17 protein-coding genes are annotated in these 16771 nt (G+C 57.1%); 14 read left to right on the forward strand and 3 right to left on the reverse strand.

Annotated elements, in window-relative coordinates; all coding sequences use genetic code 11:
* Positions 1 to 575: 575 nt before the first annotated feature.
* From C8N30_RS18525 to C8N30_RS18535, 3 genes are read left to right on the forward strand one after another with little or no spacing between them, the layout of a single operon-like run.
* On the forward strand, positions 576 to 1280 hold the full coding sequence (locus C8N30_RS18525; RefSeq protein WP_015063224.1) for an ABC transporter permease: 705 nt from the start codon (positions 576 to 578) through the stop codon (positions 1278 to 1280).
* Positions 1274 to 1987, forward strand: a complete 714-nt coding sequence (locus C8N30_RS18530) for an ATP-binding cassette domain-containing protein (RefSeq protein WP_172684607.1) — start codon at positions 1274 to 1276, stop codon at positions 1985 to 1987. The genes C8N30_RS18525 and C8N30_RS18530 overlap by 7 nt, the downstream gene beginning before the upstream one ends.
* Positions 1984 to 2787 carry an ABC transporter substrate-binding protein gene (locus tag C8N30_RS18535; RefSeq protein WP_015063226.1) on the forward strand — a complete coding sequence of 268 codons (804 nt, stop codon included), beginning with the start codon at positions 1984 to 1986 and terminating at the stop codon, positions 2785 to 2787. The genes C8N30_RS18530 and C8N30_RS18535 overlap by 4 nt, the downstream gene beginning before the upstream one ends.
* A gap of 3 nt (positions 2788 to 2790) precedes the next feature.
* Here C8N30_RS18535 and C8N30_RS18540 read toward each other — a convergent pair whose 3' ends face one another.
* Both C8N30_RS18540 and C8N30_RS18545 read right to left on the reverse strand, forming a co-directional pair.
* On the reverse strand, positions 2791 to 3261 hold the full coding sequence (locus C8N30_RS18540) for a MaoC family dehydratase (protein ID WP_015063227.1): 471 nt from the start codon (positions 3259 to 3261) through the stop codon (positions 2791 to 2793).
* A gap of 13 nt (positions 3262 to 3274) precedes the next feature.
* Positions 3275 to 4279 carry an NADP-dependent oxidoreductase gene (locus tag C8N30_RS18545; protein ID WP_015063228.1) on the reverse strand — a complete coding sequence of 335 codons (1005 nt, stop codon included), beginning with the start codon at positions 4277 to 4279 and terminating at the stop codon, positions 3275 to 3277.
* A gap of 43 nt (positions 4280 to 4322) precedes the next feature.
* Here C8N30_RS18545 and C8N30_RS18550 point away from each other — a divergent pair, with 43 nt between their 5' ends.
* Positions 4323 to 4976, forward strand: a complete 654-nt coding sequence (locus tag C8N30_RS18550; RefSeq protein ID WP_015063229.1) for a histidine phosphatase family protein — start codon at positions 4323 to 4325, stop codon at positions 4974 to 4976.
* A 41-nt stretch (positions 4977 to 5017) separates the two neighbouring features.
* Here C8N30_RS18550 and C8N30_RS18555 read toward each other — a convergent pair whose 3' ends face one another.
* Positions 5018 to 6016 (reverse strand): NADPH:quinone oxidoreductase family protein, encoded by a 999-nt coding sequence (locus C8N30_RS18555; protein ID WP_015063230.1) that lies wholly within the window; start codon positions 6014 to 6016, stop codon positions 5018 to 5020.
* Positions 6017 to 6154: 138 nt separating this feature from the next.
* Between C8N30_RS18555 and C8N30_RS18560 the strand changes: the two genes are divergently transcribed.
* The 10 genes from C8N30_RS18560 (at position 6155) to C8N30_RS18605 (ending at position 16693) form a co-directional block, all read left to right on the forward strand.
* Entirely contained in the window at positions 6155 to 7324 is a 1170-nt protein-coding gene (locus tag C8N30_RS18560) for an acyl-CoA dehydrogenase family protein (protein ID WP_015063231.1), read from the forward strand.
* The gene (locus C8N30_RS18565) at positions 7321 to 8436 is read left to right on the forward strand and encodes an acyl-CoA dehydrogenase family protein (protein WP_015063232.1); all 1116 of its coding nucleotides are present in this window, start codon (positions 7321 to 7323) and stop codon (positions 8434 to 8436) included. Before C8N30_RS18560 ends, C8N30_RS18565 begins: the two co-directional genes overlap by 4 nt.
* A gap of 2 nt (positions 8437 to 8438) precedes the next feature.
* Positions 8439 to 9260 carry an SDR family oxidoreductase gene (locus C8N30_RS18570; RefSeq protein ID WP_015063233.1) on the forward strand — a complete coding sequence of 274 codons (822 nt, stop codon included), beginning with the start codon at positions 8439 to 8441 and terminating at the stop codon, positions 9258 to 9260.
* Positions 9260 to 10183, forward strand: a complete 924-nt coding sequence (locus C8N30_RS18575; RefSeq protein WP_015063234.1) for an SDR family NAD(P)-dependent oxidoreductase — start codon at positions 9260 to 9262, stop codon at positions 10181 to 10183. Before C8N30_RS18570 ends, C8N30_RS18575 begins: the two co-directional genes overlap by 1 nt.
* Before the next feature lie 16 nt (positions 10184 to 10199).
* On the forward strand, positions 10200 to 11396 hold the full coding sequence (locus tag C8N30_RS18580) for an acetyl-CoA C-acyltransferase (RefSeq protein ID WP_015063235.1): 1197 nt from the start codon (positions 10200 to 10202) through the stop codon (positions 11394 to 11396).
* Between the two features lie 72 nt (positions 11397 to 11468).
* Positions 11469 to 12461 carry an NAD(P)H-dependent flavin oxidoreductase gene (locus C8N30_RS18585; protein WP_015063236.1) on the forward strand — a complete coding sequence of 331 codons (993 nt, stop codon included), beginning with the start codon at positions 11469 to 11471 and terminating at the stop codon, positions 12459 to 12461.
* An 82-nt stretch (positions 12462 to 12543) separates the two neighbouring features.
* Entirely contained in the window at positions 12544 to 13194 is a 651-nt protein-coding gene (locus tag C8N30_RS18590; RefSeq protein WP_015063237.1) for a histidine phosphatase family protein, read from the forward strand.
* Positions 13195 to 13203: 9 nt separating this feature from the next.
* A complete protein-coding gene (locus C8N30_RS18595) occupies positions 13204 to 14232 on the forward strand; it encodes a phosphotransferase family protein (protein ID WP_015063238.1) in 1029 nt (342 codons plus the stop codon).
* Between the two features lie 3 nt (positions 14233 to 14235).
* Complete coding sequence (locus C8N30_RS18600; RefSeq protein WP_015063239.1) at positions 14236 to 15024, forward strand: IclR family transcriptional regulator; 789 nt, start codon at positions 14236 to 14238, stop codon at positions 15022 to 15024.
* Positions 15025 to 15448: 424 nt separating this feature from the next.
* Positions 15449 to 16693 carry a branched-chain amino acid ABC transporter substrate-binding protein gene (locus C8N30_RS18605; RefSeq protein WP_015063240.1) on the forward strand — a complete coding sequence of 415 codons (1245 nt, stop codon included), beginning with the start codon at positions 15449 to 15451 and terminating at the stop codon, positions 16691 to 16693.
* The last annotated feature ends 78 nt before the right edge of the window (positions 16694 to 16771 follow it).

The raw sequence follows: 16771 nt of genomic DNA on the forward strand, positions 1-16771 counted from the left end.
AGCAGCCGATCACCGACCTGATAACATTAAACATCAAATTAGGAGGATTGTGGCGTTAAGTACATGAGAAAACTTTGCGCAGGGCTGGTAAGCGTCACGATCGAGCAGTGATTGGACATCTGGCAGGGTTTTGTTGTTTAAAGATCACAAACCGACAGTCGCCACTCGCTGCCTTGAAGCGGTTTGACTGCCCTCAGGTGTCGTTGACACATCAGGTGTCCTGAAGCGTGGAAACGACTGAGAATCATATTGTTCTGGACGGCTGCGGAAGGAACGGGACGGGTATTGGGTCGATTAAAGCGATAGCCCCTATTTATTCGTCTGATCTGCCAATTCGCATGTTTGCGAATTGGCGTATTCCTGCCCCTCGGGCCAACAAATGCTTCTGATCTGGTTGTTGGCACCGAAACTTAACTCTTCGAGATCTGTCAGGCACAACTTGCGCCCCGCCGTCCAGTTAGTTTGGGCGTAAAGCATTGCCGGACTTGCTTGAGTTATCTCCCCGTGCCGCGGCTATGGATGGGCTTGCGTCATTTGAACGATCAACCTACCACAGGCGGGATAAAGGAGCAGGCATGGGCGATCTGTGGGCAGGTTTAACAGAGGCGTTCCGGCTGCTTGTCACGCTGGACCGCGATCTAGTGGAGATTACCCTGCGGTCGCTTCAGGTTACGCTCTCTGCGCTAGTGATCGGATCTGCCATCGCACTGCCGGTTGCGGCGATGCTGGCGGTGCGGCGGTTCCGGTTCCGGCGTGGCGTAATCGCAGTGCTCAATGCGCTGATGGGGCTGCCACCGGTTGTGGTGGGGTTGGTCGTTTACGTGCTTTTGTCGCGTTCTGGCCCGCTGGGGGTCTTGGGCCTGCTGTTCACGCCTACGGCCATGATCATTGCGCAGGTAATCATTATTGTCCCGCTGATTGCGAGCGTCGCGCACCAGTCATTGCGCGACCTGTGGTCTGAATATCACGACCTCCTGATCTCGATGAATGTCACGCAAAGCCAGAAAATACGAACGCTGCTGTGGGATGCACGCCGCGCCCTTCTTACCGCATCGCTGGCGGGTTTCGGACGTGCGATTGGCGAGGTGGGCGCGATCATGATTGTGGGTGGCAACATCGACCACGCCACCCGCGTGCTGACAACTGCAATCGCACTCGAGACGGGTAAGGGGGATTTTGCTTTGGCACTTGGCCTTGGTATCATCCTGATCGGTCTCGCCATTACCGTCAATCTTGCCATCCACTGGCTCAGCCGGACCGAAGCGGAGGGCCGCTGGTGACTCTGTTTCCTTTGACAGTGCGTGGTGCGCAGACTGTGCGGCGCGGGCGCGTTTTGGTGGGCCCTGTCGACCTTGATCTGACCGGTGCCGGTGCCACTGTGGTGATGGGCCCGAACGGGTCGGGTAAGACAACATTGCTGCGGTTGTTGCACGGTGCGGCGCGGCTGACGGCGGGGCAGATTAAATGGGCCAGCGACGAAGGATATGCCCGCACGCAGCAGGGATTTGTGTTCCAGCGTCCGGTGATGTTGCGGCGCACAGTGCTGGAGAATCTCATGTACCCCCTCCGTATGCGCGGCGTGGGGAAAGCCGATGCACAATTGCAGGCGCGCGAATGGGGGGAGCGGGTCGGTTTGGCCGATTTGCTGGACCGTGCAGCGCCTCATCTGTCAGGAGGCGAGCAACAAAAGCTGGCCCTTGCGCGCGCTATGATCACCCAGCCGCAGGTGCTGTTTCTGGACGAGCCTACGGCCGCGCTTGATGGGCGTGCCACGCGGGAGATTGAGGCGGTACTGCACGCGGCAAAAGCATCGGGGATGCAACTGATCCTATCTACCCATGATTTGGGTCAGGCCAAACGGCTGGCGGATGAGGTCGTATTTATGCTGCACGGTCGGGTGCACGAACACAGCACCGCACGAAATTTTTTTGACGCCCCAAAAAGCCTTCAGGCACGGGCCTTTCTTAGAGGAGATATTGTGGAATGAGACATCTGGTTTTTGCCGCGTTTATGGCGGTTTGGGGCGGCGCGGCGTTCGCCCAGGATGTGATGCGGATGGCGGTCACGACCTCGTTCCAAAGCTCCGGTTTGGCAGAGATATTGCTGCCGGCGGTTGCGGATGATCTGGGGATCGAAGTGCAGCTTGTCGTGGTCGGCACGGGTCAAGCACTCAAGCTGGGAGAGGCGGGAGACGTCGACGCTATTCTTGTCCACAGCCGCAGCGCAGAGGAGGCATTTGTGAAGGCCGGATACGGGCCGCACCGGCGCGAGATTATGTACAATGATTTCGTCCTCATTGGACCATCCGAGGATCCTGCAAATTTGCGCGGGACGCAGACGGCTGCCACTGCTTTGCAGTCCATCTCGGACAAGCAGGCCACGTTTGTGAGTCGTGGTGATGACAGCGGCACACATAAAACCGAGCTTGATTTATGGAAATCGGCGGCGCTGGATCCTGTTGATTTCGGGGCTTGGTACAAGGCGGTTGGTGCCGGCATGGGCGCGGCGCTTAATACGGCAGCAGGCCTCGACGCCTATATCTTGTCAGACCGCGCAAGCTGGCTCAACTTCGGAAACAAGGGAACGCTCGAGCTTTTATTTTCCGGTGACCCCGTGCTTTTCAACCAGTACGCCTATTTGCCGGTTAGTGTGGAACGTCATCCTCACGTAAAAGGCGGTCTGGCGGAAAAGCTGGAAGGGTGGCTGACCAGCCCGCGCGCTGCTGAGCTGATCAACGGTTATGCGATCAACGGCGAGACATTGTTTACCTTCAACGCCACGCCGTAATTTTTAATCCTTGAACACGGCCATGCCGAGCCATTCCGCGATGAGGGCGGGAGTTTTCTCGCCCTCTATCTCGATGGTCAGCAGGTTTTCGCGCAGCAGGTTTACGGGGCCTTTGGATGTCACCTTTTGCAAGGTAAAACGCCCGCGCAAACGGCTGCCCGCCAGTACAGGTTTCAGAAACCGTAATTTATTCATGCCATAGTTGATCCCCATCACCTGACCAGGGAGCATGTTAAAACAGTCGTAGGCGAACCGGCTGGCAAGCGAGAGTGTCAGGAAGCCGTGGGCGATGGTTCCACCGAACGGGGTTTCGGCGGCGGCGCGCTCGGGATCTACATGTATCCACTGCTCGTCGTGGGTGGTTTTGGCGAATTGGTCAATCATTGCCTGATCGACCAGTATCCAGTTTGAAACACCCACTTCGGTCCCGATGAGTTTTTCTGATGCGGCAAGGGCTGTATCGCGTGCTGACATTTCGTGTTCTCCTTCAGGATGGATCAGCGGACACGCGCACCATGCGCTTGCCCTTATTGTCGCCACCAAGCAAACCGATGAGGGCAGCGGGCGCATTCTCCAGCCCCTCAACGATGTCTTCGGTAACTTTGAGTTGGCCGCGCTCCATCATGCCACGCATGGCGCGGATCGCTGTGGCGTCATTATGCGCCCAGTCCATGACGATGAACCCTTCCATGCGCAGGCGTTTTACGACAATCGCACCGGGCAGGTTGCGCGGGCCGACGGGGGCGGTGCTCTGATACTGGCTGATCGCGCCACAGCAGACAACGCGACCGCGTTCGTTCATCAGGTTGAGCGCAGTTTCAAGGATCACACCACCCACATTGTCGAAATAAACATCAACACCTTCAGGGCAGGCTGCGCGCAAAGCTTTGAACAGCCCGTCGGCACGGTAATCGATGCAAGCGTCAAAGCCGAATTGCTCCATGACCCAGTCGCATTTTTCCTGACCACCCGCGATTCCGACAACACGGCACCCCAAAGATTTGGCGATTTGCCCGACATAGCCGCCGACAGAACCGGCAGCCGCAGAAACCAGAACAGTCTCTCCCGGCTGTGGCTGACCAACAGACATAAGGCCGTGATATGCGGTTTTGCCGGCGATGCCGAAGACGCTCATCAGGTTCGACAGGGTCGGCACCTTGGGTAGTTTTTCTACTTTATGCGCGGGCATCGTGACGTAATCGGACCATGTTGCCTCTGCCGCGACAACATCACCGGCTTTGAGGCGGGAAGAGTTGGATGCAGTCACTTCACAGATCGCATACGTCGGCATCGCATCGCCAGCCTTGACAGCGGCACGGTAGGTGGCACCCTGCATCCAGCTGCGATTGGCGGCGTCGATAGACATCAGGATTACGCGCAGCAGCACTTCGCCCTCGGCAGGCTCCGGCATCGGGATCTCCGTCATTTTAAAATTGGCGGGCGTCAGCTCACCTTTTGGCAATTCGGCGACGACGATCTGGCGGTTTGTCATGTTTTGGTCCTTAGTTGGAAAGATGCTTTGAAAAGGATGGATTATGAGTAACGAAGCGCGGCAACACAGGTTCACACCTCCGCAGGGGGCCTGCGACCTCCTGTTGATCCGTCACGGCGAAACCCAAGCGGCCAAGCGTGGCGAGATGTTTCCGATGGTTGGTGGTCAGGGCGATCCCGCTCTGCGGCCAGAAGGCCGGACGCAGGCGATTGCGGTGGGCGAGCGGTTGAAGCACGAGCCGATTGACGCGATTTACGTCACTACGATGCAGCGTACCCACCAGACCGCAGCTCCGCTGGCGGCGGCGCTGGGAATTACGCCGCAGGTCGAAGCAGATTTGCGGGAGGTCTTTTTGGGTGACTGGGACGGCGGAGAATTCCGGTTTCGCGCCGCCGAAAATGATCCTGCCTACCTGCGGGCGCGGGAGAATGAATGTTGGGGAGAATTGCCGGGCGCCGAGACGTTTGCCGAGCTTCAAACCCGTGTGATGCGCGGCCTCAGACGGATCGCTGCGGCGCACCCTGATCGACTGGTTGCGGTTGTGGTCCACGGTGGTGTTGTGGGGGCCGCACTTGCTGCGGTAACGGGGTCGCGTAACTTTGGCTTTAACGGGGCCGATAATGGCTCGATCAGCCGCATTGTAATCAACGGCGAGCAGATGATCCTGCGCGGATTTAACGACGTGGCGCACCTGTAAGGCGCGCCACGTCTTATGCGGATCAGAGCAGGCCATAGAGCCTAATCAACATCCAACACGACTTTACCCTGCACCTTGCGGTCCATCATCAGGGTGAGGGCATCGGCGGCGTTCTCAAGTGGGAAGCGGGCGGAAATCCGCGGCTTGATCTCGCCGGCGGCATACATGCGAAACAGATCGCCCATGTTTTCAGCGTGCAGATCCGGCTCGCGCAGGGTGTGCGCGCCCCAGAATACCCCAACGATCTGACTGCCTTTAAGTAACGTCAGGTTGAGCGGAATTTTCGGAATGCCGGCGGGAAAGCCTACGACGAGGTAGCGGCCTTTCCACGCGAGTGCCCGCACCGCAGGCTCGGCATAGGCGCCGCCCACAGCATCGTAGACAACATCGACGCCGTCACCGCCTGCCAGCTCTTTTATCTTTGTGGAGAACGCTTTTTGCGCGTCGCGGTCATCCATGTCGCGGGTATAGATTATCGTCTCGTCTGCCCCCAGATCGCGGCAGAACTGCGCTTTGTCTTCAGAGGATACAGCGGCGATCACGCGTGCGCCCGCAGCCTTGCCCAGCTCGATTGCGGCGGCCCCGACACCGCCTGCAGCGCCGAGGATCAGCAGCGATTCGCCAGCTTTGATTTCAGCGCGGTTTTTCAATGCGTGATGCGAGGTGCCATAGGTGAGCACCAAACATGACGCTTCGTCAAATGGCATCGCGTCTGGGATTTTCATGACCCGTTCTGCGTCCATCACAATGTGGGTCGCAAAGCCGCCGAAACCCGACATGCCCAGCACGCGGTCGCCTACTTTGAATGTGGTCACGGCCTCGCCCACGGCTTCGATTTCGCCTGCGATTTCACCACCTGGCGCAAAGGGGCGCGGTGGCTTCATCTGGTACATATCCCTGATAATAAGCGTGTCGGGGAAGTTCAGGCCGGCAGCACGGATGCGAATCCGCACTTGCTTTTTGCCTGGTGCAGGGGCCTCCATTTCCGTCAGCTTCAGCGTCTCCGGTCCGCCCGGCTCATGGCTCAACATCGCTTTCATCGTGGCATCTCCTCTGTGTGAATTTGCCCGTAATGGGCCAGCGCAACTCTTGCTTGTCAATCGAATTTCGAAATGCAATTCTGCTGTGCGGAATGGTGGCCCGCAAGAGGCACCGCGCATTTAACGGGAGGGTTACCTATGGCCGAGGCACAAGCCGCAACAGATTTCCGCGCCGGATTACGCGAATGGCTGGAGGCAAACTGCCCCGCCGAGATGCGTGATGGCGGCGCTATAGAAAACGCGATTTGCTGGGGGGGCAAAGACTGGGTCTTTACCTCTGACGCCCAAAAAACATGGTTGGAGCGCTGTGCCGCCAAAGGCTACACCGTACCCACATGGCCTGTCGAATACGGCGGTGCGGGTCTGACCCGCGAGCAAGAGAAAATTTTCCATGAAGAGATGGGGCGCATCGACGCGCGAAGCCCTCTTCAGAGTTTTGGCATCTGGATGTTGGGGCCCGCGCTGCTGCACTTTGGCTCTCACGACCAAAAGCTTGAGTATCTGCCACCTATCGCACGGGGTGAAGTCCGTTGGTGCCAAGGCTATTCAGAGCCGGGCGCAGGGTCCGATCTGGCAAATGTCCAGACACATGGCGCCGATCAGGGTGATTATTGGCTCGTAAATGGCCAGAAGATCTGGACCTCCTATGCGGATAAGGCCGACCAGATCTTTGCGCTGGTTCGGACCGATCGCGATGCGCCCAAGCATAAGGGCATCTCGTTTCTGTTGATTGATATGGACGATGCAGGAGTCGAGACGCGCCCGATCAAAATGATCAGCGGCATCTCGCCATTCTGCGAAACGTTCTTCACCGATGTTAAAGTTGCCAAAGACCGGATCGTGGGCGAGGAAAACCGTGGCTGGGATGTGGCGAAATATCTGCTCACCCATGAACGGGAAATGATATCAGGCGGCGGTGGGGGGCTTGCGGGTGGTGGTCGCGCCCTCGGCGCTGTGCTAACCGATACGCTTGACCAGCTCGATGCGACCTTGCGCGCCGACGCGATGCGCTGCGAGATTGATGCGTTGGCAATCGGCCTCACGCTGGAGCGGTACAAGGATCAGGCAGAGGCGGGGCAGGGCGCAGGCGATGCTTCGGCCATGCTTAAGTATATGGGTACAGAGTTGAACAAACAGCGACATGAGCTGATGATGACCGCGGGCGGATCTGCCGCTCTTGAGTGGGACGGTGATGTGGGAAACCGTGCGGGCGACTGGCTGCGGACCAAGGCGAACAGCATCGAAGGAGGCACATCCGAAGTGATGCTGTCGATCGTATCGCGGCGTGTATTGGGGTTACCAGCATGAGCAAACTTGTTTTGACCGAAGAAGAATCGATGCTGGCTGATATGGCGCGTGGCTTTTTGGATGGGGCTGCCCCTGTCAGCGCGTTTCGCAAAATGCGCGATGAAGGCCGCACCCATGACGCCAAGCTGTGGAAGCAGATGGCGGAAATGGGCTGGGCCGGTGTGCTGGTGCCGGAAGATGCGGGCGGCTCCGACATGGGCTTTGCTGCAGCAAACGTAATCGCGCGGGAGATGGGTAAAACGCTGGTGGTATCGCCGTTTTTGAGCACCGCGGTAATGGCTGCGACTGCCCTGCGGCAGGTGAGCGATGCGCGGGCGTCCGACGCTTTGGCAAAGATCGCCAGCGGTGACGTTACCTATGCGTTGGCGATTGACGAGGGCATCAAGCATGATCCCGAAGCCACGATGATGGAAGCGCGTGCGGATGGAAACGGGTTCCGCCTCACGGGCAAAAAGACATTTGTGGTGGATGGGGCGATGGCTGATCGGCTGCTGGTCCTTGCGCGCACTGCGGACGGTTTGACGCTGTTTGATATTCCAAGTGACCGTGCAGGCATCACCCGTGACAAATCCAACATGATCGACGCCCGGGATGCGGCCAAGATTGATTTCGAAAATGTCGAGGCCACTGGCGAAGACGTTTTGGGACAAGTCCACAGCGCTATGACCGTCTTGCGCCCTGCATTGCAGGCAGGGCAGGCAGCATTGGCCGCAGAAATGGCGGGCCTTTCAGCGGGTGCGTTTGAAATGACCGTGGGCTACCTCAAAGAACGCAAGCAATTCGGGACAGAGATCGGTCGGTTCCAAGCGCTTCAGCATCGGGCCGCACATCTGTGGTGCGAGACAGAAGTGACAGCTTCCGCGATTCTCAACGCGGGTCGTATGCTCGATGATGATCCGCAAAACGCCGAGTTGGCCGTGTCACTGGCCAAGGCAAAGGCGACTTCGACAGCAACGCTGGCGGTGCAAGAGGGCGTGCAAATGCACGGCGGGATCGGCATGACCGATGCCTATGATATGGGCTTTTACATGAAACGGGCGCGTGTCAGTTCGGAATGGCTGGGTGACTACAGCTATCACGCGGAACGTGTCGCCGCATTGAGAGGATTTTGAGCATGGATATTCAGACGCTTTTTGGACTGGATGGAAAAGTGGCCTTGGTCACTGGTGGTGCTACCGGCATTGGCCGGATGGCAGCGGAAAGCCTGATGCGGGCGGGTGCGACAGTTCTTATCGCTTCGCGCAAGGGCGATGCCTGCGAGGCGGTGGCGAAGGAGTTGAACGCGCTGGGTGCCAGTGGCAAGGTTATCGGGTTTGCCGGTGATGTTGGCACGGAAGCCGGTGTTGATGCACTGGTTCAGGCGGTAAAGGCGCATACCGACACGCTTGATATTCTGATGAACAACGCAGGTATTACGTGGGGGGCGCCGATGGGCGATTTCCCGTTCAAGGCGTGGTCGAAAGTAATGGATGTGAATGTGGCGGGTCTGTTCGATCTGACGCAAAAACTGTTGCCGATGCTGCGGGCCTCAGGTTCGGTCGATGACCCTGCGCGCGTAATCAATGTAGGCTCTGTAATGGGTGAGCGCGAGATGGGCGATGGTGCCTATAGCTATTCCGCGTCCAAGGCTGCCGTTATTCATCTGAGCAAGATTCTGGCGAAAGAGCTGGCCGGTGATGCGATCACAGTGAACGCGCTGGCGCCTGGACCGTTTGTGAGCCGGATGACCGCCTTTGCTACCCACGATGTCGACATGCGCGAAAAGGTCGGAAAAGATGTCCCTCTTAAACGCGTCGGCCGTGACGAGGATATCGGCGGCTGTGTGCTGTTTTTGTGTGGACGTGGCGGGGCCTACATTACCGGCGCTGTCATTCCGGTGTCTGGCGGGATCAATGTCATGTCGGGCCCGAACATTTTCGAACAGGCGCTGCACTGATGGATATTCGTTTCGACAACCGCGTGGCGATTGTTACAGGCGCGGGGGTCGGCCTTGGTCGAGCCCACGCGCTGGGGCTCGCGGCACGCGGTGCAAAGGTTGTCGTGAACGATCTGGGTGTGTCGCGCGACGGCACCGGACGTTCCTCTGATGCGGCCGAGAGTGTCGTCGCAGAAATCAAAGCGATGGGCGGCGATGCCATGAGCCACGGTGCCGACGTCAGCGACGAGGATGCGGTCAAGGATATGATCGCGCAGGCGATGGATGCTTGGGGACGCATTGATATCTGCGTGAACAACGCAGGCATCCTGATGGATAAGACCTTTGCCAAAATGGAAATGGCCGCGTTTCGCAAGGTCGTTGACGTGCATCTGATTGGGTCTGCGAACGTGGCGCATGCCTGCTGGCCAATCATGCGGGAGCAAAAATACGGGCGTATCGTGCTGACCTCGAGCGCGTCCGGCCTTTATGGAAACTTTGGGCAGTCCAACTATGGCGCGGCGAAGGCGGCGATGCTGGGCCTGATGAACGTACTGCACATGGAAGGTGCGCGCGATAATATCCGCGTAAATACGTTGGCCCCTACGGCAGCCACTCGTATGACCGCCGATTTGCTGCCTGCAGAAGCACAGGAATTACTCGCGCCCGAGACTATCACCCCTGGCCTGCTTTATCTGGTGAGTGAAGATGCCCCTTCCCAAGTTATTCTGGGGGCCGGTGCCGGTAGCTATGCTGAAACGCGCGTGTACGAGACACAAGGTATCACGCTGATCGGGGACGACAACACCCCCGAAGCAGTTGCCGCGCAGTTCGACAAGATCCGCGACGATACAGACCAACGACAACTGGGCGATGCCTTCGGCCAGACCAAGAAATACGCCCTCAATGCAGCATCGGCCAAAGGCCTGAAGCTCGACTGGTAAATCAAGGAGACTACCTATGCGTGACGCAGTAATCGTATCAACAGCCCGTACCCCGATCGGCAAAGCCTATCGCGGTGCGTTTAACAACACGACACCACAGGCGCTGGCAGCGCACGCCATCGAGAACGCCGTAAAGCGTGCGGGCATTGATCCGGCGAGCATTCAGGATTGCATCATGGGTGCGGCGCTGCAGCAGGGCCATTCCGGCGGCAACATTGCACGTCAGGCAGCAATCCGTGCGGGCCTCCCCGTGACTGTTGCTGGGATGTCGCTCGACCGTCAGTGCGCCTCGGGCATGATGGCGATTGCCACAGCAGCCAAGCAGGTCATCACAGACGGTATGGATGTTGTGATCGGCGGCGGTGTCGAGAGTATCTCTATGGTGCAGACGCCCGAGATGCGCGTGAAGGCGGATCCATGGCTAAAAGAGCACAAGCCCGCGATCTATATGTCCATGCTTGAGACAGCCGAGACAGTGGCCGAGCGTTATAACGTAAGCCGCGAGCGGCAGGACGAATACGCCGCGCGCAGCCAGCACAACACCCACATGGGTCAAGAGGCGGGCAAGTTTGACGACGAAATCGTTCCGATGACCACGATGATGATGGTCCAGAACAAAGAGACCAAGGAGATCACCGAACATGAGGTGACCCTGTCCAAGGACGAGGGCAATCGCCCGGGAACTTCTGCCGAAATGTTGGCGGGTCTTAGCCCCGTTTTCAAGGACGGTATGACGATTAAAGAAGGCAAGTTCATTACAGCAGGCAACGCTTCGCAGCTGTCAGACGGTGCTTCTGCAACCGTCATCATGGAAGCGAAAAAAGCCGAGCAGATGGGCCTCGCCCCTTTAGGCCGTTACATGGGTGTGATGGCTGCGGGCTGTGAGCCGGACGAGATGGGTATTGGCCCGATCTACGCCGTGCCACCACTGCTCAAGGCGCACGGCCTCAAGATTGAGGATATCGGTTTGTGGGAACTGAACGAAGCATTTGCTGTGCAGGTCATACAGTCACGTGATGTTCTGGGCATTCCTGACGAGTTGCTAAACGTTAACGGCGGTGCGATCTCTATCGGGCACCCTTACGGCATGTCAGGTGCACGGATGGTCGGTCACGCGCTGATCGAAGGCAAGCGTCGCGGCGCGAAATACGTTGTCTGCACCATGTGCGTGGGCGGCGGTATGGGTGCTGCAGGCCTTTTCGAGGTTCTGTAACCTTTGCACTTCGCGAACAAGCGGGGCGGTTTCAGCCGCCCCCTCACCATCAATATGAAATCTGGAGGCATTATGGCCCGTTCCGATACCCACCTGCCGAAAGCCCTGCAAGGGCTGCGTATTCCGCTGATTGCTTCGCCGCTTTTCATCATTTCGGTGCCAAAGCTGGTGATTGCCCAGTGTAAAGCGGGCATCGTGGGTTCGTTCCCTGCGCTCAACGCGCGTGAGGCAGAGGGTGAGCCACCGATGCTGGATGCATGGCTGACAGAGATAAAAGAGGAATTGGACCGGTATAATCAGGCTAATCCTGACAAGCCTGCGGCACCCTACGCGATTAACCAGATTGTGCACCGCTCCAACACACGGCTTGAGCGGGACCTCGAAATCGCCGCCAAGCATGAAGTACCGATATGGATTACGTCTCTGGGCGCCCGTGTTGAGGTTAACGAGGCTGCACACAGCTGTGGTGGCATCGTCCTGCACGACATTATCAATAATAAATTTGCGCGCAAAGCCGTTGAAAAAGGCGCAGACGGCCTTGTTGCTGTAGCCGCCGGTGCAGGAGGTCATGCTGGGCAGCAATCGCCCTTCGCGCTGGTTCGCGAAATCCGCGAATGGTATGATGGGCCAATCGCCCTTTCCGGCTCAATCGCTACAGGCGAAAGCTTGCTTGCGGCGCGGGCAATGGGGGCTGACCTTGGCTATACGGGATCACCTTTTATTGCGACGGACGAGGCCAATGCCGATCAGGCCTACAAGGACATGATCGTGGACAGTACCGCCGAAGATATCGTTTATTCGTCTCTCTTTACCGGCGTTTGGGGCAATTACCTCAAGGGATCGGTCAAGAATGCCGGTATGGACCCTGACAATCTGCCCACTGCCGATGCTTGCTCGATGAATTTTGGTACCGATCGCGAAAAACCCAAGGCATGGAAAACCATCTGGGGTTCCGGGCAAGGTATCGGCGCGATCAAATCTGTCGGACCCGCAAGCGCGATCGTGGACCGCATGGCAAAGGAATACTTCGCGGCCGGTAAGAAGCTGGCGGCAGAGTTTTCTTGATGCGCCGCACGAGCCTCTACACCTTCACAATGAACCTGGCACCATGCATTTCGCCTGCGTGCCTGGTCAGGAAAGGTTTGATGTGGCTGAGCTGATCGTTATTCGTCATGGGCAGGCATCTTTTGGCGCAGAAAACTATGATGTACTGTCTGATCTGGGCCGTGCGCAGTCACGGGCAGCGGGAGAGTGGCTGCGCCGCGCTCAATGGCATCCCGACCGGATTGTGACAGGGACGCTGGAGCGCCAGATTGATACCGCCAGCGAGATGGGATTTGACCCGGTACCGGAACAGCACCCGGGCCTGAACGAATATGATTTTGGAAACCTGCTGGAGGCGAGGTTTCCAGAAGGGTTGCCAGAGTTGGTGAATGCGGACCGCAAAGTACATTTCCGCACGCTGCGCGAAACCGTATTCGCGTGGCAGCGCGGTGAAATCGACAACCCCTATGAGAGCTGGGAGCAATTCGCCACTCGCGTAGAAGCGGCGCGGGCCTTTGCCCTCGACACCACAGCAAAACGCGTACTGGTTGTCAGTTCCGGCGGAGTGATTGGACAGATGGTCGCCGCCTCTCTGCAAGCACCGGCAGAGCACATGATGAACCTCAACCTCCAAATTAAAAATGCGGCCATGACGCGGTTTATGTTTTCGGGTAGTTTGTTTTCATTGAACGAATTTAATTCTACCCCGCATTATGCCACGCCTGAGGGCGCGAACTTGATGAGTTATAGTTAGGGAAGCCACATGACCGATACACAAACCCTCGATGAAGCGGCGGTGCACGCTTACCTGACCGAAAACCTGCCGGGCTACACCGGTCCGATGGAAGTTACCAAATTTCAGGGCGGCCAGTCGAATCCGACTTTTATGCTCAAAACGCCATCGCATTCTTATGTTTTGCGCCGCAAGCCGCCAGGCGTATTGCTTAAATCCGCGCATGCGGTGGATAGAGAGTTTCGCGTGCAAAAGGCCCTTCACGGGACGGATGTGCCGGTGTCCAAAATGCATCTTTTGTGCGAGGACGATAGTGTGATCGGCTCCATGTTCTATATTATGGATCATGTTGCTGGCCGCAACTTCAACGAACCTGCTATGCCGGACTTATCGAACGGGGACCGTGGTAAAATCACTTCCGAGATGAACCGGGTTCTTGCCGCGCTACATACTGTCGATATTAACGCGGTCGGGCTTACCGATTATGGTCCCGAAGGCAATTACTTCGAGCGTCAGGTCGGTCGCTGGTCCAAACAATACCGCGCCTCCGAGACAACCAAGATCCCTGCGATGGACCAACTGATGGACGCGCTCGTGGGCGAACGCCCGGAGGATGACGGCCAGCGCACGTTGGTCCACGGAGATTACCGCCTCGACAATATGATTTTTGATGCAAACACGACTGACTGTCGCGCAATATTGGATTGGGAGCTGTCTACAATCGGCCATCCTTTTGCCGATCTGGCAGCGGTAATTATGCAATGGCAGTTGCCTGCCGGTAGTGAAGGCCGTGGGATGGGCGGTCTTGACCGTGCTGCCCTTGGTCTGCCGAGCGATGAGGATTTCATTGCGGAATATTGCCAGAGGCGTGGCCTTAAAGGCATCGACCACTTCGGCTACTACCTTGCCTTCACCTTTTTCCGGATGGCGGCAATCATTCAGGGTGTACTCAAGAGGGCGCTGGACGGAAACGCATCGAACCCCGAGCGTGCGATGAAGGTGGGGGCATTTGTGCCGGTGTTCGCCCAGCATGGGCTCGACGCCCTCAAGCGAGGCTGAAGTATGGAGTTTGATCCCGAGCTGGAGAGCAAAGACCGTAATTTTGTGACCGCCCTTGCACGCGGTCTAGAGATTTTGCGCTGTTTCCGGCGTGGGGATCTGACCCTTACCAACAGCGATTTTTCCGAAAGGACGGGCCTGCCAAAAGCCACAATTTCACGTCTGACCCATACTTTGTGCGAGTTGGATTATCTGGTGGCAGATGCGCGTGTTGGTACCTATCGGCTAAGCGCAGGCGTGCTGCGACTAGGCTTTAGCCGTCTTGCAGCAATGGACATGCGCGACCGTGCCAAGCACGAAATGCACGCCTTGCGGATGGAGGGGCCAAACCCCTTTGTTACGGTTTCACTGGGTGAGCAGCACAGGACGGAAGTAATTTATCTGGCGACAGAATGCTCGACCGAGGAAGTCACGTTGATGGTTCGGGTTGGCACACGTCTGCCGCTGTTTCGCTCTGCAATCGGCAAGGCAATCCTCGCCGTGACCCCTGAGGACCGGTGCGAACAGATTTTTGGATTTGCCCGTGCGGAGGGACCGGAGATCGAAGTGGCGGCACGTGAGCGGTATAAGGAAGCTGTGAGCGAATATGCCACCTACGGTTACTGCCTTGGATATGGAAACTGGCGTCCCGATGTGAACGGAATTGCGGTCCCTGTGCATTCGCTGAGTGACGGACGGATTTACGGTCTTAACGTTGGCGGCCCGTCTTACCGCGTGAAACCAAAGCAGCTTGAAGCGGTTTACGCTGAGCGCTTGCTAAAAGTCGCGGCCTCGCTGAGCATTAACGAATAACCGCGGATTCGCGGGTCGTCGCCAGCTTTTTCATCCCGCTCGCTCTGACGGGCAGCTATTCCGCACAGCGGAACTAAGCGGGTTGATTTCTCGACAGCTCTTCATTGGAATGGGGTAGATTTAGAGTTTTGCCTCGTAATTCTGGCAATGACTATGCGAATTTTTTTTCCATGGGTAGAATGCAGTGACAAGTCGGCGTTCTGATAATTGATGTTTAAAAACATTAGCCTAAGAATGATCCGGCAGAGACACTCTCAGGTGTCGATAGGGAATCTAGTGGGATTCCCTAACGTCAACGGGGAAAAACCGCTGGTCTGTCGCAATGTGAGTGCTTGACTTACACAGGGGGTATGTAACTCTCGCTTTGTAGCCCTTTTAGATAATGATCGCAAAACAGCGGCGGGCTTTCCTAGGGAGGATTAAAATGAAAAATATCACAAAACTCGGTGCGGTCTCCGCGCTGTCACTCATTGTCGGCGCCAGCGCTGCGTTTGCGGAAAACATCAAGGTCGCGTTTATCGATCCGTTGTCCGGCCCCTTTGCCAGCACCGGAACAAACGGTCTGCACCAGTTCGAATTCGCTGCCGACTACATGGTCAACCAAAAGGGTGGTCTTCTTGACGGCGCGCAGATGGAAGTCCTCGGTTTCGACAACAAAGTCAGCCCGAAAGAATCGCTGATCCAGTTGCAGGTCGCGATTGACCAAGGTGTGCGCTATATCGTTCAGGGTAACTCCTCTGGTGTTGCAATCGCGCTGACCGAGGCCATTGAGAAACACAACAGCCGCAACCCCGATAGCCGCGTACTGTTCCTCAACTACGCCGCCGTTGACCCGGTTCTGACAAACGAAAAGTGTAACTTCTGGCACTTCCGTTTTGACGCGAACGCCGACATCAAGATGGACGCACTCACTGACGTGATCGCCGAAAATGATGACATCAAAAAAGTCTACATCATTGGTCAGGACTATTCCTTCGGTAAGGCCGTAGGCGATGCAGCCGTCTCGATGCTGGGCGAAAAGCGTTCCGATATCGAAATCGTCGGCAACGAACTGCACCCAATCGGCAAGGTAAAGGATTTCACCCCCTATTCACGTAAAATCGTTGCTTCTGGCGCAGATGCCGTAATCACCGGCAACTGGGGTTCGGACATGCTCGGGCTGGGCAAGTCGATCATCGACAACGGCTTTACGGGTCCGATCTATACCTACTACGCAGCTGGTTCAGGCATCACTGCGGCGTTTGGCGAATCCGGCAAAGGCGTGATCCGTCTTATCTCCGAAGGTCAGGTGAACCCGCCGCCATCGCCAGAGGCGGCTGCCTATTACGATGCGTTCAAGGTGAAGTACCCTGATGGCAACATTGACCAGACGCGTATCTCCAACACTATCGGTATGCTTGCCGCTGCTATTACAAAAGCAGGCACCGCCGACGATGTTGTTGCCGTTGCGAATGCACTGGAAGGGATGGAGTATGACAGCATGTGGGGTGGTAAACTGATGATGCGTCCCGACGATCACCAGCTGATCCAAGATATGCACATTGCTGCGCACACCAACGAAGGCATCACATACACCTTCGATAACTCCGAATATGGCGTTCTGGTAGAGTCGACTGTTGAAATGGCATCGGCTGACATCGCGAGCACCTGTGAAATGAAGCGCCCATAAGCGCTGCTTTTCCGGCCCGTCCGTTCAACTGTGCGGACGGGCCGATTAACTCTTAATCCTTTTTGTTTCGGAGGGGCC

The organism is Sulfitobacter guttiformis (genome assembly GCF_003610455.1).
Classification (GTDB): domain Bacteria; phylum Pseudomonadota; class Alphaproteobacteria; order Rhodobacterales; family Rhodobacteraceae; genus Sulfitobacter; species Sulfitobacter guttiformis.

What these genes read in the sequence shown, in the direction of transcription:
- C8N30_RS18580 (WP_015063235.1), top strand. Translation starts at nt 10,200, where the DNA reads ATGCGTGACGCAGTAATCGTATCAACAGCCCGTACCCCGATCGGCAAA.
- C8N30_RS18540 (WP_015063227.1), bottom strand. Translation starts at nt 3,261, where the DNA reads ATGTCAGCACGCGATACAGCCCTTGCCGCATCAGAAAAACTCATCGGG.
- C8N30_RS18570 (WP_015063233.1), top strand. Translation starts at nt 8,439, where the DNA reads ATGGATATTCAGACGCTTTTTGGACTGGATGGAAAAGTGGCCTTGGTC.
- C8N30_RS18605 (WP_015063240.1), top strand. Translation starts at nt 15,449, where the DNA reads ATGAAAAATATCACAAAACTCGGTGCGGTCTCCGCGCTGTCACTCATT.
- C8N30_RS18525 (WP_015063224.1), top strand. Translation starts at nt 576, where the DNA reads ATGGGCGATCTGTGGGCAGGTTTAACAGAGGCGTTCCGGCTGCTTGTC.
- C8N30_RS18600 (WP_015063239.1), top strand. Translation starts at nt 14,236, where the DNA reads ATGGAGTTTGATCCCGAGCTGGAGAGCAAAGACCGTAATTTTGTGACC.
- C8N30_RS18595 (WP_015063238.1), top strand. Translation starts at nt 13,204, where the DNA reads ATGACCGATACACAAACCCTCGATGAAGCGGCGGTGCACGCTTACCTG.
- C8N30_RS18585 (WP_015063236.1), top strand. Translation starts at nt 11,469, where the DNA reads ATGGCCCGTTCCGATACCCACCTGCCGAAAGCCCTGCAAGGGCTGCGT.
- C8N30_RS18545 (WP_015063228.1), bottom strand. Translation starts at nt 4,279, where the DNA reads ATGACAAACCGCCAGATCGTCGTCGCCGAATTGCCAAAAGGTGAGCTG.
- C8N30_RS18555 (WP_015063230.1), bottom strand. Translation starts at nt 6,016, where the DNA reads ATGAAAGCGATGTTGAGCCATGAGCCGGGCGGACCGGAGACGCTGAAG.
- C8N30_RS18550 (WP_015063229.1), top strand. Translation starts at nt 4,323, where the DNA reads ATGAGTAACGAAGCGCGGCAACACAGGTTCACACCTCCGCAGGGGGCC.
- C8N30_RS18575 (WP_015063234.1), top strand. Translation starts at nt 9,260, where the DNA reads ATGGATATTCGTTTCGACAACCGCGTGGCGATTGTTACAGGCGCGGGG.
- C8N30_RS18560 (WP_015063231.1), top strand. Translation starts at nt 6,155, where the DNA reads ATGGCCGAGGCACAAGCCGCAACAGATTTCCGCGCCGGATTACGCGAA.
- C8N30_RS18565 (WP_015063232.1), top strand. Translation starts at nt 7,321, where the DNA reads ATGAGCAAACTTGTTTTGACCGAAGAAGAATCGATGCTGGCTGATATG.
- C8N30_RS18535 (WP_015063226.1), top strand. Translation starts at nt 1,984, where the DNA reads ATGAGACATCTGGTTTTTGCCGCGTTTATGGCGGTTTGGGGCGGCGCG.